Origin of the sequence: Paenibacillus sp. NPDC101420 (assembly GCF_050277435.1) — a bacterium.
Lineage (GTDB): Bacteria > Bacillota > Bacilli > Paenibacillales > Paenibacillaceae > Paenibacillus_AQ.
Map to the genome: position 1 here is coordinate 320,212 of NZ_JBNNSE010000005.1, position 14,793 is coordinate 335,004.

At 45.2% G+C, this 14,793-nt stretch carries 7 protein-coding genes; 2 read left to right on the forward strand and 5 right to left on the reverse strand.

What is annotated here, in order from left to right; genetic code table 11:
- The first annotated feature begins 174 nt into the window (after window positions 1–174).
- Both ACQKMP_RS21885 and asd read left to right on the forward strand, forming a co-directional pair.
- Complete coding sequence (locus ACQKMP_RS21885) at window positions 175–1,269, forward strand: YheC/YheD family protein (protein ID WP_427471032.1); 1,095 nt, start codon at window positions 175–177, stop codon at window positions 1,267–1,269.
- An 86-nt stretch (window positions 1,270–1,355) separates the two neighbouring features.
- The gene (gene asd, locus ACQKMP_RS21890) at window positions 1,356–2,147 is read left to right on the forward strand and encodes an archaetidylserine decarboxylase (protein WP_042191516.1); all 792 of its coding nucleotides are present in this window, start codon (window positions 1,356–1,358) and stop codon (window positions 2,145–2,147) included.
- A gap of 73 nt (window positions 2,148–2,220) precedes the next feature.
- On the opposite strand, the gene ACQKMP_RS21895 is transcribed toward asd, so the two are convergent.
- The 5 genes from ACQKMP_RS21895 to ACQKMP_RS21915 all read right to left on the reverse strand — a co-directional run bounded on the left by ACQKMP_RS21895 (window position 2,221) and on the right by ACQKMP_RS21915 (window position 14,704).
- Window positions 2,221–9,057 (reverse strand): glycoside hydrolase family 3 N-terminal domain-containing protein, encoded by a 6,837-nt coding sequence (locus ACQKMP_RS21895; protein WP_427471034.1) that lies wholly within the window; start codon window positions 9,055–9,057, stop codon window positions 2,221–2,223.
- A 695-nt stretch (window positions 9,058–9,752) separates the two neighbouring features.
- Window positions 9,753–10,748, reverse strand: a complete 996-nt coding sequence (locus tag ACQKMP_RS21900) for an ABC transporter substrate-binding protein (RefSeq protein ID WP_340972722.1) — start codon at window positions 10,746–10,748, stop codon at window positions 9,753–9,755.
- 202 nt (window positions 10,749–10,950) lie between these two features.
- The gene (gpmA, locus tag ACQKMP_RS21905; protein ID WP_042191518.1) at window positions 10,951–11,694 is read right to left on the reverse strand and encodes a 2,3-diphosphoglycerate-dependent phosphoglycerate mutase; all 744 of its coding nucleotides are present in this window, start codon (window positions 11,692–11,694) and stop codon (window positions 10,951–10,953) included.
- 547 nt (window positions 11,695–12,241) lie between these two features.
- A complete protein-coding gene (locus ACQKMP_RS21910) occupies window positions 12,242–13,027 on the reverse strand; it encodes a helix-turn-helix domain-containing protein (protein ID WP_042191520.1) in 786 nt (261 codons plus the stop codon).
- A gap of 171 nt (window positions 13,028–13,198) precedes the next feature.
- A complete protein-coding gene (locus ACQKMP_RS21915) occupies window positions 13,199–14,704 on the reverse strand; it encodes a PLP-dependent aminotransferase family protein (RefSeq protein WP_427471037.1) in 1,506 nt (501 codons plus the stop codon).
- Window positions 14,705–14,793: the final 89 nt, after the last annotated feature.

Genomic DNA, 14,793 nt, shown 5'->3' on the forward strand with positions numbered 1-14,793 from the left:
CACCCTTTTGCGATAAGCCCTTAATAAGATTCTGATGAAATTTATACTTTCTTATATTTAAAAAAAGGCTTCTGCCGCCGCGCATTCGTCCACCCTGACATGCGGGTACAAACATACAATGACAAGAGTAGTAAAAGCGGGAATCACGTGACCGAAGAAACAGGAGGAACAAACATGGGGCATAAGCTCGTTGGAATACTACTAAATGCCGATATGCACCGGGGCGTTCCCCGGCTAAAAACAGGACAGGAGTCTCTATCCAACTATGAAGAGGCGGCCGCTGCATACGGCCTAGTTCCCTGCTTTCTGAAGCTCGCGGACATCGATACAGACTCAGGCTTCAGCGCCGCCTATATAAAGGGATCTCATGGATATAAAAGCGTAGTAGTTCCTACGCCAACTGTCATCCATAACCGAGCCATATACAGCCAGAATAGCCCAGGAATGCAACGTCTGCTGCGGCACCATCCTTTGGTGTACAATACTTGCAATCGATACGGCAAGGATGAGATCCATGAACTGCTTGAGCAGCATGAAGAGCTGCGTGAGGTTTTGCCAGCAACAACTGGCGTATCTGGACTCAAACAAATGATGAATCGTTACCCCGATCTTATTCTTAAACCTTGCCGTGGAAGCATTGGGAATGGGGTCATGCGACTGGTTCGTAAAGGGCCTCAGCACTGGAGCTTAAATTATCTCTCCCCCTCCATGCGGCGCTGGATAAGCACTCCCGTATATCAGGGGGCGCTGCCAAAAATGCTCCGGGCACGCCTTGCCTCTGTCCCTTATCTCGTGCAGGAGCGTATTCCCCTTGCTGAGATTGGAGGACGTCCCTTTGATTTACGCGTCACCGTTCAACGCGGCTGGGGAGGCGATTGGCAGGTTACCGGTCTCTTTGCTAAACTAGCACCCCCTGGGGGGTTTGTCTCTAATATAGCCCGTGGAGGAGAAGCGTTAAGCTCTTCCTTTGCGCTGGAAAAAGCCTTCTCTAGAGGAATAGCGGCCCATATCCGTATAGCTGTCGAAACACTTAGCCTTGTTATAGCTCGTTGTCTCGAGCAAGACCTTCCAGGGCTGGCCGATATCGGACTGGATATAGGCATTACAAATGATGGTCGCATCTTCTTCATAGAATGCAATGGCCGCGACCAACGCTATGGATTTCACAAAGCCGGCCTTACGGAGATTTGGAAGGAGAGTTACCGAAGACCTATGGGATACGCACGTTTTTTACTAGAAAAGAACAGCCTCATATATAACAGTTATTGATTTGTCTCCTATTCTATGTCAATATAATGCAGAGCAGATGGCGGCCACATACGACCGTACTGCTGTATTATGGAAGGGAGATGGGCATGGTAAAACAATTGCTGCGGCTAATGACCGAGCTATCCTCGCACCGATGGCTTTCACGGTTAATGGGGTCTTTTTCTCATAGTAGACTCAGCCGTTTTCTAATCCCGGTATTTATTAAGACTTATCAAATCCCCTCCGCCCAAGCGGAGAAGAATCCTGGAGAATATCTCACTCTTAATGAGTTTTTCAGCCGCCGGCTGAAGCCTGGCATGCGGCCTATTGCAACCGATGCTGACGCTTTAGTTAGTCCCGTAGATGCAATGATTACTGCTATGGGTGACATTTCCTCTGGTACGATTATGAATGTAAAAGGGCAGGATTATAAGATCGAGGATCTACTAAATCATTCTCCGCATCTGGAGCTATACAAGAGAGGTTTTTTCTTCGTCCTTTATCTAAGTCCTACGGATTATCACCGGATTCACTCTCCCCTTACTGGACATAAGGTTGAGAGTGATCATATTCGTGGACGAGCCTATCCTGTCAACGATTTCGGCATGCGACATATGAAGGGCGTACTGAATCGCAATGAACGTCTTATCACGTATATCGCCGGAGACTACGGAGAAACCGCAGTAGTAAAGGTAGGCGCGATGAACGTCAGCAGCATCGGGTATACGGATGCTAACGCTACCGAGTGGCAAATCGGCGATGATCTAGCCTATTTCGAGTTCGGCTCCACTGTAGTACTGCTTATGGAGAGCGGTACTTTTACCCCGAGACCCAAGCTTGAGGTCAACACGAAGGTAAAGATGGGGGAATTGCTGGGGACGCTACATCGGCCGCTTTAGTAAAGCTACGAAATAACAAAATAAGGGTATCCCTAACCGATTGAAAATCGGCGCCGGGATACCCTTGTTTTGTTTATTTCACTTTAGAGCTTGTTACGCTAGCATAGTAATCCAGTACATTGTTGATGATCACAGCTGCTTCAGCTCTTGAGGCCGAAGCTGTCGGATCCATTTCTCCACCGCTGCCTCCATTTACAATACCAAGATCTTTGAAGACATAGACCGCTTCTTTAGCATAACCCGCAATAGAAGCATCATCTGGGAAGTCATGGTTAGTCGCTTGCGGCAATTCAACATTCAGTTTCTTCAATGCATTAAATAGAATTACACACAGGTCCTGACGGCTAATGCTGCTATTAGGAGCAAACATACCATTACCGATACCATTGATCAGTTGATTAGAAGTCCCAATCTCAACATAGTTTTGATACCAAGCATCTTTCAGAACGTCAGTAAACTGCTTTTGATTCTCGCCCATGCTAAAGTTGAAGCTTTTTACTACCATGGCAACAAACTCGGCACGGTTTACCTTCCCACTTGGATCAAAGCTTCCGTCTGTGCGTCCGCCGATAATATTTCTCTCCACCAGCGCTGCAATCGCAGATTCTGCCCAGCTAGGAATTAGAGTAGCATCTTTAAACTTATTCTTAAGCTCTTGTCTGATTAGCTCCGGTGTCTTCGTTTTTCCATCTGTTTTTGGAGGCTGAGGCTGCTGTTCTCCAGGTTTTACGACTTCTCCAGGAATCGATGGTACTGAAGGTACCGCTGGGGTAGTCGGTGTTGGTGTACTTGGTTGACCACCAGCTCCACCGCTGTAAGGTTTAACGATCACAGAGATCTGTACCTTCAGGCCAAGTGGATTAGCTATACCCTCAGGGAAGATCAGATCCCCCTTGATGGTGTACGTTCCTTCCGTATTACCGTTATAGCCTTCCTTGTTCCACTGAACAGATACGACCTTATTCATCCCGGTATTCAAAGTTACTGATACTGAAGCAGGTAGCTCCAGTGCGTCAAAGCTGGTACCATAAGCAACGCTTTTACTTGCTAGTGCTTGCACTGCCGTGATTTCCGGTATCGTAATGACCTCCGCCAGTACTTCGATCGTAATGGATGCCTTCAGGTCTTTGGGATTGCTGACGCCTTCCAGAGGTACTAGCGTTCCTTTCAGCATATAAGCTCCTTGCTTATCGCTATTGTAACCTTCACTATTCCAATCGATGGATATCGCCTTTGTCTCACCGTTGTTCAAAGTAGCTATGACCGATGATGGTAGCTTCAATCCATTAAATGGAGTGCCGAATGGAACGCTCTTACTTTCCAAATCCTGCACTGTGACAATCTCAGCGACACGAATCACTTCCGGCATTACCTGAATGGTGATGGAAGCTTTCAGATCATTAGGGTTGATCATTCCTTCTTCTAATACCATAGTACCGCTCAGCACGTATGATCCTTCCACATTGCCGTTATAACCAGCAGGGCTCCATTTAACAACAAGTTCCTTCTGCTCATACGTATCAAGCGTTACTGTAGCTGAAGACGGCAATTCCAACTTATCAAAAGCGGTGCCAAATTCAACATTTTTGCCCTCCAGCTTCTCAACTTTAGTAATCTGGATAGGTTTAGTGCCTTCTGGCAGTACAACCACTGTAATAGAAACAGTTTGATGGGTACTATTCAATACCCCCTCAGGAAGCTCAAAGCTACCTGCCAGCGTATAACTCCCCGCTTTTCCACCGTTGAAATCTTTACTATCCCATTGTACAGGCAAGTGAATTACCCTTTTGTTGCCCAATGTAGCTTCCACTGTAGCTGGTAAATTCAATTCTCCTGCAGCAGTTCCGAACGGCACACTCAGCAGTTGCGGCTGAACAATCGATATAATTTCTTTAGCATGGGGATCTTCTGTCCATTTGGCATAATACACCGTGCTTATGTTCATTACCGTTTCTACGGTTAATGCATTACCAGTCCCTTCTTTATTATCAAACCAGCCAGCAAAAATGTAGCCTTCACGTTCCGGTACCCGAGGTAAGGTGCTTAATGCTTCACCTTTAAATGCGGTTACTTTGATAGGAGCCGGTGAGTCCAGATAATTCTGATCGAAGGTGACTTCAATCGGATCAGCATAAATGAGTTCAACATATTGTAAATTTGCATTTAATCCGTTAAAAATCATATACACATTTTGTTTTCCAGTCACTTTGGTTCTGTCTAGGAAGGTTTCCGCTGTCAAATAATGATCAATGTAAGAATTTCCAGGCGTTTGTTTAGTGCTTGCCATTCCATAATTCCCCCAAGCAGCGCCTGCTTTCTGAGCAAAACTAATGCTTGCAAATTCATTACCAAGTTCAAAAGAACCTCCGCCGCTGTAAGCATCAGCGTATGCTCTTCCTTGTGTAACAGCTCTTTTAACTGGTTTACCCGTATTGTCAGCCTCTGTATAGAATTTAAAAGATGGAGACGATCCGCCTTCACGGGCATACTGCACTCTTACTTCCACAAGATTAGTCAAGTCAACCTGACCGAAATAAACAAGGTCATTAGAATTGACATAACTCATGGCGTCCGTACCACTTTCGAATCTGAACTGGGTATTCGTTGCATAAATCCATGGTGCATTATAAGGATAGATTCTAATACCGCTCTCTACTTTCAGCGTTTCTCTCGGAGCAATATTGATTGGCATAGACGATATGCTCAAATCTGTTATAGCCGCTTTCAAGGAAGCTATGGCTTCTGCAACAACCTCGTCGTTAATCGGCTCAGCAAGAACAGCCTTAACCTCATCCAGCACAGCGTTGAATTTGAGCTTTTTGTAAGCTGTGTATGCATTCATATCGATATTTTGAGCAGCCTTGATATCCGCTTCTAACGCCGATGTGTCTACATTGTCCTGCTTCAGCTGGAAGGTTAACCAGTTCAGGTCAATACCAGCACTCTCAAATACAATTCTAAGGGTATGCTCACCCGCCGACAGCTGAATATCAGGGATTCTGAAGGTTTTCCATACCCCTTTAGTCGTGGTGAGGTCGAAGGTACCCAGTAGCTTATCGCCATCATAGATGCCAAAGGACATTTGGGCGACATCCGATTGGCTAGAGCGAATTCGTGATGTGACTTTGTACATGCCTTCTTTCTCTACATTTACCTTATAGGAGATGGCTTCTCCCTTACTTGTGTTGGTGTAGCATAATCCGCCGTCTACATCATTACTGCTTACTGGCGTGATTATCGGAGTAATGGAGGCAAATTCCGTCTCAGCTACCTTCAATTTAGTATTTTTCCCAATCTTCTTTACTGCCAAAGCTACATCACTGTTGATTCTGACATAATCAAAATCAACAATAAATGGATCTGTGAGATTCTGACTTCCATTAGATGCAAGTAATCCAAACTTCGGATTGGCATAATTCGCAGTTGTACTGCCAAGTGAAATATATTCCTTGCCGTCAGCGCTGACATAACCGGAATAGCTGTTGCCTATTTTTTTCAAACGTAAATATAGCTCTTTCTTTTCTCCAAAAATACTGGTGAGCTGGCTGGCAGACAGTTGTCCGATGGTAACAGGCTCCGTACCTCCGGTTTCTTTGGTCATACCGATGATCTTGCCGCTACTGTATTCATACTTCACCCAGATATAGTTATTGTTATCCTGTGAAGCCGTGATGCCGACGCCGTTATAATTTTGATTTGGTGCTTTGCTCATATTAATTTTCACTGTTGCTTCCCAGTTGCCGAAGGCCTCCTGCTGGAAATAGTTCTTCAAATCTGCATGATCACTCCAGAAGTCGCCTCTTTCAGCGATGATTCTCAAATTGCCGAGAGCAGTGTTCAAAGACCAATTTTTGTTGTTTTCTGTATTGGTAGCAGTCTCTTTATTAATCGTCCAGAAGTTGCTTAGATTTGTACTATCGAACTCATCGCTCTGTGGTGTCGTACCAAACTGTATCACATAAGAATTCGCCTGATCGGAGCTGATACATTTGATCGTCACTCTTTTATTGATGAGATCTACGTTGGCCGTTGCTTTTACACCATCATTCGTTTCAAACGTAACTTCAGGTAAAGTAGCCCCGTTACTGAGACCTACATCATAACTGAACCTAGTCTGTGCAAACCCCTCAAGCGGCTTACCATCAATCGAGATATTCTTTAAATAAGCATAGGTCGGATTCTCAAAAATCGGTTCCAAGCCTTCCTCCGAAGAGAAAATAACCTTGTAGATCCGTTTCTCTCCTCCGGCCGAAGCAGTAATTACAGCAGCCGGTCTATCTTTATCGGCTTGTCGTATACTTACGTCTACACCAGCTATCGCCGTAGCTTTGACTTCAGGATAGCTGCTAGTTTCAGTCGTTTCACCAAAGGCTTTATAGTCGAGTTTCAATGGATTAAATATTTTGATCTTTTTGCCGCCAACCGTAATATCAGAGAGCTGTGGATCTCCTGATTTGTCCGTATTCACCCGGAACCAATCTCTTCCCGGCGTATAATTGACTACATAATCAATCTTTGCCATTCTTGCAAAGGCTGGAGATTTCATCAAAAAGCTCGTGATATTCTTGGCAGAACGCTGCAATTCTCCCAGGGTCAGACTGCCGTTAGCAAGCGATGTCATCGTATTAAAGGTACTGTTATTCCGATTCTTATGCGTTTCTGCATAATCGTTCGGAATTACCATGTAAAGGTCATTTTGGGCACGGACCATGGCTTTGCCGTTGGTTTCATCATAACGATTGGTAGTGGCATAGAAGCCCTGATCCTCACTCATCTTCGCCCACCAGTCTGTCATGACAATCCCGTCAAAGCCCCATTCTCCGCGGAGGATGGTCGTATTCAGATCATAGTTACTGGAAGCCCAAGTTCCGTTTACCGGACCATAGGACGTCATCACTGAACGCGCCTTTCCACTCTTCACTGCCATTTCATAACCTTTCAAATAAATCTCGCGAAGCGCTCTTTCAGAGACAAGTGCATTCACAAGATGTCTATCCGTTTCCTGATTGTTCGCTGCGAAATGCTTAATAGTAGGCGATGTACCGTTCTTCTGAAGACCTCTTGTCTGCGCAGCAGCCATGATGCCTGTCAGTAACGGATCCTCTGAAAAATACTCAAAGTTTCTTCCGTTCAGGGGACTTCTGTGGATATTGATTCCCGGTCCAAGCAGCGTATCGATATTGTTAATCAGCATTTCTTTACCGAGAAGATCAAACAATCTTTCATTCAGCTCGGTGTTCCACGTACAGGCAAGCATCGTCCCGTTCGGGATACTGGTCGCCTTCTCTGCATTGGTCTCCATCCGGATTCCTGAAGGACCGTCGGCAGCACTGTCGATAGGGAGTCCGAATTTCAGCAGATTTTTAGTGACACCACCAAAAGCCGCAGCGGTACCGGCAGTAACTTTAGGGCTGGACATTCCTTCCCCTAAAATAATGGCCCCCAAATCGTTATTGGACAATTGTGCAATGAACTGATCCATAGTCACTTTTTGATTGTATACATCCAATAAGGTATAACCCTTGTCCCCAGTTTGTGCAATGGACGCAGGGAGATTTTGCTTGATTCTTTCATCCAAGTCGGTAGTCCGTGTCGGTACCTTTTCAGTGACGGTCGTAAAAGTACCATTTTCATTCGGTTGTCCTGGTTTGATACGATCAAATTCCTTAGTTGGTGCGAGCGCTTCCTGCAGGGTTTCTACAACCTTCAAAGCATTAAGGCTGTATACTCCTTGCTTTTCGCTGTCACTTACACTGTTGCCTACGTAAATATTATAGTCACCAGCTTCTAGGACATAAGATGAATCATGACCTGTAATTCCACTATCATCATATGAGGCCATATCTTTGGTGTCATACGTGATGGTGATCGACTGTGATTCCCCAGGCTGTAACAGCCGGGTCTTAGCAAAAGCAGCAAGCTCCTTGGCCGGCTTGCCAAGTTTACCTTGTGGTGCACCGTAATAAATCTGTACAACTTCTTTGCCTTCCACCTTACCTGTATTCTGAACAGTTACAGTCACTGCAACCTCATTCTCACCAGCGTTGACATTATCAGTCGTGATCTTAAAATTGGTATATGACAGTCCGTACCCAAATGGATAGAGCACCTTATCCGGAGCAAAGGTCTCAAAATAGCGGTAGCCTACATAAATATCCTCACTATAAGAATTCTCAGTTTTGCTGCCAAAATGTGCAGTAGAAGGATAGTCAGCAAGTGTAGCTGCAATCGTATCGCTCAATTTTCCGCTTGGCGTAACATCTCCGGTCAGTACGTCGGCTACTGCGCTACCGCCTTCCATCCCCCCTTGCCATGTGTACAAAATAGCAGCTTTGGGATAGTTTTTAGCCCATGACATATCGATAACGTTGGCTACGTTCAATACGATGGCCACTCGGTCGAATTTGGCATAGACCCGGTTAAGCATGTCTACTTCAAGGTCTGTCAGCTTATAGGCACCCTTGACGTCCGTATTATCCTTATCTTCACCGGCTGTTCTGCCGATGATGACCACAGCTGTATCCGTTTTTGCTTTTGCTGCATCCACAATTTCATCGGTTAAAGGCATTTCTGCCTGTGACCATGGCTCTGCTGCCCAGCCACCACCGCCATTGTTGAAAGGATTCTTTTTGATCCAGTCGGCATAAACCTTCGCCAGATCTTCATTTAACTTGAGACTGGGATTATTCCGAAGACCTTCCAGAATCCCATTCACATAATCTACTCTTACCGCACCGCCAGATCCTGTGCCTGACTTGTAATAATGCGCTTGTATGCGGCCAAATACCGATACATTTTCACTCATCTTGATAGGGAGCACTTGTTCATTCTCATTTACTTGTGATCCTGCTGGTTTATACTCCGGATTTTGCAGCAGCACAATACCTTCAGCGGCCACTTCTCTGGACACATCCGCTAATCCCGGGAGAACCTTAGCCAAAACGGGAGAACTGGTACTAGGCGTTATGATTGAGGTTATTAGAATGCAGCAAAACAATATTTTAAGTAAGCGATTACAATTTTTCCTCATACTTATCACCATTCCTTTCGATTAAGGTACAGCTTAGGATAATGGGTCATCGTAAAGAGCGAGTTTTCAATTAAAAATTTCTAATGCATAAACGTTTGCTTCATAAACCGATAGGATGATTTTACTTTCAGGAAGGAGTTATTCTCTAAGAGCGCTAGCCGCTGTGGAGTAAGGCTTATTCAAGCATCAAGTGTGTTACTGATTAAATCTAAACCGGTTTAGATTTTTCGCATAATTCTCCTAACTCATACTTACAAATTAAAACGTGCGAAAATGTTCATTAATTCCTCCTTTACTTTTTAAACTTACATTGAATACTATCATCAGAAATATCATCCTAACATAGAAAATCCTCATAGATTTATTGAATATACTCATGTATCACAGAATTCAAGTTTTTCAAAATAACTAAAAAGACTCACTCGGCCGATAGCTAAACTTATAAACCGAAGTTAAGATGGGCCCATTATAAAACAGTTACATTAAAAATAGCAGGGAGAATCAGCATCGCTCAATGCCGATTCTCCCTGCTATAAAAACCAAATGCAAGCTCGTGGACTTTCGTTGAAGTAGAATTATTTTGCAGATAAAAGACTCTCAGTAATGTAATTTAACTGCGCTTCAAGCGTAACGGGATCACTATATGTATCAGCGGTTGGGTCCAGTTGGAATACGTTGCCTGTTTTTACGGCAGGAAGATGCTTCCATAAGGGGTTGTCATAGACGATTTTCGGATCACTCGTATCGCCAGCCCATGGGCATGTGAATACAATATCTCCAGCAAATTGAGGCAGCTTCTCAAGGGAGATTGTTGCCCAACCAGTGCCGCTGTCTATAGCTTCTTTCTGCGCTTCAGGAGGTGCTTTCAGACCAAATTCATTATAAATAATTTCTCCACCGCGCCCGTAGCTGTGACCGAATACGAATAGACCACCGGAAAACGGATTTAGGATAGAAACGGTTTTGTCACCTACAGCTGCTAACACCTGAGGCTTCAATTCTTTGATTTTTTTGTTCCATTGTTCCACCCAAGCTTTAGCTTCGGCTTCTTTCCCCGTTAATGTACCGAAATCAAGCATTTGTTCTCTGATAGTTTTTGCACCGTATTGAATGGCTACTACTGGCGCTATTTCGGCCAGCTTGTCGAGTCCTTCCATTCCGGAGAATACAACAATAAGATCAGGGTTCAGCTCTAAAATGTGTTCAAGAGATGGTTCATCTCCAAGGCCTTGAACGCCTTCCAGCATTCCTTCAAAGTAGGGACTGTTTAAGACACCATTCATAACACCAACCGGTTTGATACCTAACGCCAAGAAGTATCCAGTGTCGAAGGAGGTTAAATCGACAATCCGCTTCGGATGTCTGGGTACTTGAATATCTCCGTTACTTGCTTGATATGTAACCATGTCCACTTCGCTGGATGAGTCATTGCTGTTTGATGAAGATACGGCACTCTCTGTCCCGTCTACTGAGGAGGTAGTATGCTCAACTGCTTGTCCGCAAGCTGCTAGCAGTAACGTTATAACCAAAGTAAACACAAGCAATAGATAAGTTTTTGGAGATTTAAACAAAATAAATTCACTCCAATCGACATATTATATAGTTACATTGATATTGATAATCATTATCAATGTAACTATATAATATTATTCTAATCTTGGCAATGGAGAATGCATTAACATCTACTACACACTAAAAATAAAAGGACAGCCCCATGGCTGTCCCTTAATCTTTTCAAGTCATTATATGCTCTCTTTACATCTGTTACGCCTATTACACATGTCCTTGCTTAGCAACATCACGCGCCTTGGCCGCAACCTGTTCCGGATCTCCTAAATAAAAGCGGCTGATTGGATTAATGTCCTCATCCAGTTTGTACACGAGTGGTACTCCTGTAGGAATATTGAGCTCCAGCAGTGCTGCCTCATCAATATCCTCCATAAATTTGATCAACGCTCGAAGTGTATTGCCATGGGCTGAAATGAGCACCCGTTCCTTTTTACGTACAAGGGGAACGATGCGGTTTCTCCAGAAATCACCTACACGATGAACAGTATCTTCCAGACTCTCGCCTCGCGGAATATCCTCCGGACGAATACTGCTATAACGAATATCATTTCTGGCATACCGAGGATCATTAAGCTCAAGCAGTGGAGGCCGAACCGATAAACTCCGTCGCCAGAGATGCAATTGTTCTTCACCGTATTTTATCGCCGTTTCACTTTTACTAAGTCCCTGAAGTGCACCATAATGCCGTTCATTCAGCTTCCAGGACTTTTGCACAGGAATCCACAGCAGATCCATTTCATCGAGAACATAGTTGAGTGTTTTGATCGATCGTTTGAGTACTGATGCAAAAGCAAGATCAAATGTATACCCTTCATCCTTCAAAAGCTTGCCAGCAGCCTTAGCCTCTTGAATACCCTTCTCGGTTAAATCCGGATCACTCCAACCCGTAAACAAATTCTGCACATTGTACTGGCTTTCACCATGACGTATCAGTACGATTTCGTACATTTTATCTCTCCTCCCACCTATATGCTCTGGAACTCTGTTACATCATGCAATAGATCACCGTGATAATCTCTAGTATGGGCGTTTTTTGGGCAATTGAATGTAAGATATGCAACAGAATGCAAAATTACCCTCACAGGAGATTTATTCTATTGTATCAAATACAACGAGAGGAACGATAAATCCTTCAGTTTGCCAAGCATAAATGCCTAGCGGCATCCTTATAAGGACGGTATGCGTTTATGTCTTATATTTCAAAAAAACCGGAAGCCTGTTGGCCCCGGTTATTTAAAGTCTTTGGTCATATCCAGCGATTGTATACCTGCTCAGTTTAGAACCAGCTATCTATGGCAAAAGCACTCGATTGTTTTAATCTTCTCAAACGGTTTCTAAAAAGCCCTGCGCCTCCACTTTTACAATCGGTGTTGCAGATTCGGCGTCTGATCATCATCCCTTGCGTCTCCCCTTCCAAGAAGTTATGTAAATTCTCTGTAAACTAAACTGCAAAGTATTTACCCTTGGATGAAATAACTGAAACAACGAATGCAAATCAGCGGATCTCAGATGGACTTTTTCCGGTATACTGCTTGAACTGGCGGCTGAAAAAGAAAATGTCACGGTATCCAAGTGCATCCGCTACCTCAGTAACATTCATTCCAGCGTAGAGCAGCAAATGCTGAGCACGCTCAATCCGAGCTCGAATGACATAAGATTGAACGGAAGAGCCAGTAAGCTCCTTAAACTTAATTGAAAAATACCGCGGCGACAGCCCTGCACGTGCAGCAAGATCCTCTACGCGATGCGAAATCCCGGGATGTTGGCTCACATAGTTCGCTATTTCATGAATAATCTCTGTTAAATGGTTGCTAGCATAACGTTCTACAGGCTTCACTCGGTCCTCCCTAAGCAGATGAATCATTAGTTGCTTTAGAACAAGCTGCCCTTCTTCCTCAGCCGCGTACGTATCCACTAGGAACAGCCGGACGTAACGAGCAAGCAGATGCTCAAATTCAACGGTTTCTGCAAGTACGCGATAGGGCAGTGGAACATCCGTCACCTCTCCGGTGACATCAAAATGAATATATGTAAGGACAAGTGGTCTTTGCGGATTATGAGTAGCGCTTGTATGATCACCCGGACGGAACAAGAAGCAGCTCCCCTTGCCCACTTGGAAGGGTTCCCCGTTACGAATAACCGTCCCTTCCCCGCTCCATACATAGAATAAATCATAATTTTGCAGCGACTTCTCTCTTTTTTGCCATTTCCAGCTTGGTTCGCACACAATCTTCGCCAAGGCAGGTAATATAACAAAAGAGGATGGCGATGCGTGCAGCATAACGTTCCCTCCTAAAAGTTTTGTTAGCATAATCTACTTGAGTTACTCCGCAAAACTTGCTTCGTAAGCATTCACATAGTTTTGTTAGCATAATCTGCTTGAGTTACTCCGCAAAACTTGCATCGTTAGCATTCACTTCGTTTTGCTTCCCATCCCCACCATCATACCTTGTCATGTTGCAGTTTGTACATCTTCCCACGCCAAAAGCAGGCGCTTTATTCCTTCCTCCAGCTCCACAGCATTCAGATGGGCAAAAGCAAAACATGCGGCTGGCTCCCCCGGCGAAACTTGATATAACGCCACATCTCTGAAATCCGTGCCGCGCCTGTGCGCTGCCGCCCGGAATGCCACGAACTCTTCTCTACTGCGTAGCCACCGCCCATATACTTGCAGCCCCGCATCGCCAGGCAGCAGCTCAAACAGCTCATTAAACTGTTCCGACAGCATCGCCCTAAGGATGCGACCGCGTTCACCATAAATGCGGGTCATCCGACGCAGATGACGGCCATAGCCGCCAGTATTCATAAACCGTGCCAATGCCCGCTGTTCCAGCAGTCCGACTGGTAAAGGCTCATATAGCGCCTTAGCGGCGATCGTCGGTTTTACCAGAGAAGGTGGAAGCACTGCAAAGCCAAGCCGAAGGCCAGAGAACATCGTGTTTGAGAAGGAGCCAATATACACGACCCGTTCTCCGCGATCTAGCGCTTTTAATGGCTCGATTGGACGTCCTGACCACCGAAACTCACTGTCATAATCATCTTCAATGATTACCGCTTCATGTCGCTGCGCCCATTCCAGCAAGATACGCCTCCGTTCCAAAGGGAGCACCACACCTGTAGGAAATTGGCGACTTGGTGTAACAAACAACAGACGCGCATCCCAATCCTCCGGAATTAGACCGCTATCATCCAGCTTTCCTACCAGCAATCGTCCCCCATTGATCTCTACCGCTCGGCGAATCCCATGGAAACCCGGATCCTCGACAACCGCTTCGCCCCCTGCATCCAGCAGCAGCTGGGTCAAAATAACGATGCCTTGCATCGAACCGCTAAACAATACGATATGCTCTACATCCGCACGAATCCCGCGGGTAATCCGCAGATGCGCAGCGATAGCTTTGCGAAGCCCTTCATCTCCTTCGGGAGGACAAGTGCTTTGCAGCATACCGCCTTCTTTCCCTCCAGCATACGTTAGCGCACTGCGCCATTCGGCGTAAGGAAAGTGCTCCATCCGCATACCGCCGCTAAGGAAGCTTACAACATTCTTGCTACGCTGCTCATACAAGGGTGTCGGGCGCGTGAGCAGTCGTTCTCCCCATGCCGAAAGTGGGATCGTTCTCTCAGATGCAGAGCCTCCCCCAGCAGCATCTGCCACCTCACCCGAAGTCACATTTTCACGCTTATTATCTCCAGAAGCTGAAACAAAGCTATCTTTTGATACGAATGTCCCCCGTCCAGTCACCGTCCTTACATAACCATCAGCGAGCAACATTTCATACACCTGCGAGACCGATCCGCGCGACAAGTCATAGTGCATAGCCAGACTTCGTGTAGACGGCAGCTGAGTGCCACCCGGGAGAGTTCCCTCCAATATTCCAGCGCGAAGTGCATGATATAACGCTAAATATTTGTAGCGGTGTATCGCCAGATATTGATCGAATGCCAGCGTAATATTCATTGTTTCCCTCCTTGGCCAGCAAGTGGTCCATTAAAAACTATCTTAATTGGTCCTTTTTAATTGTCAACTACTCTACTATTCTTGAAAGA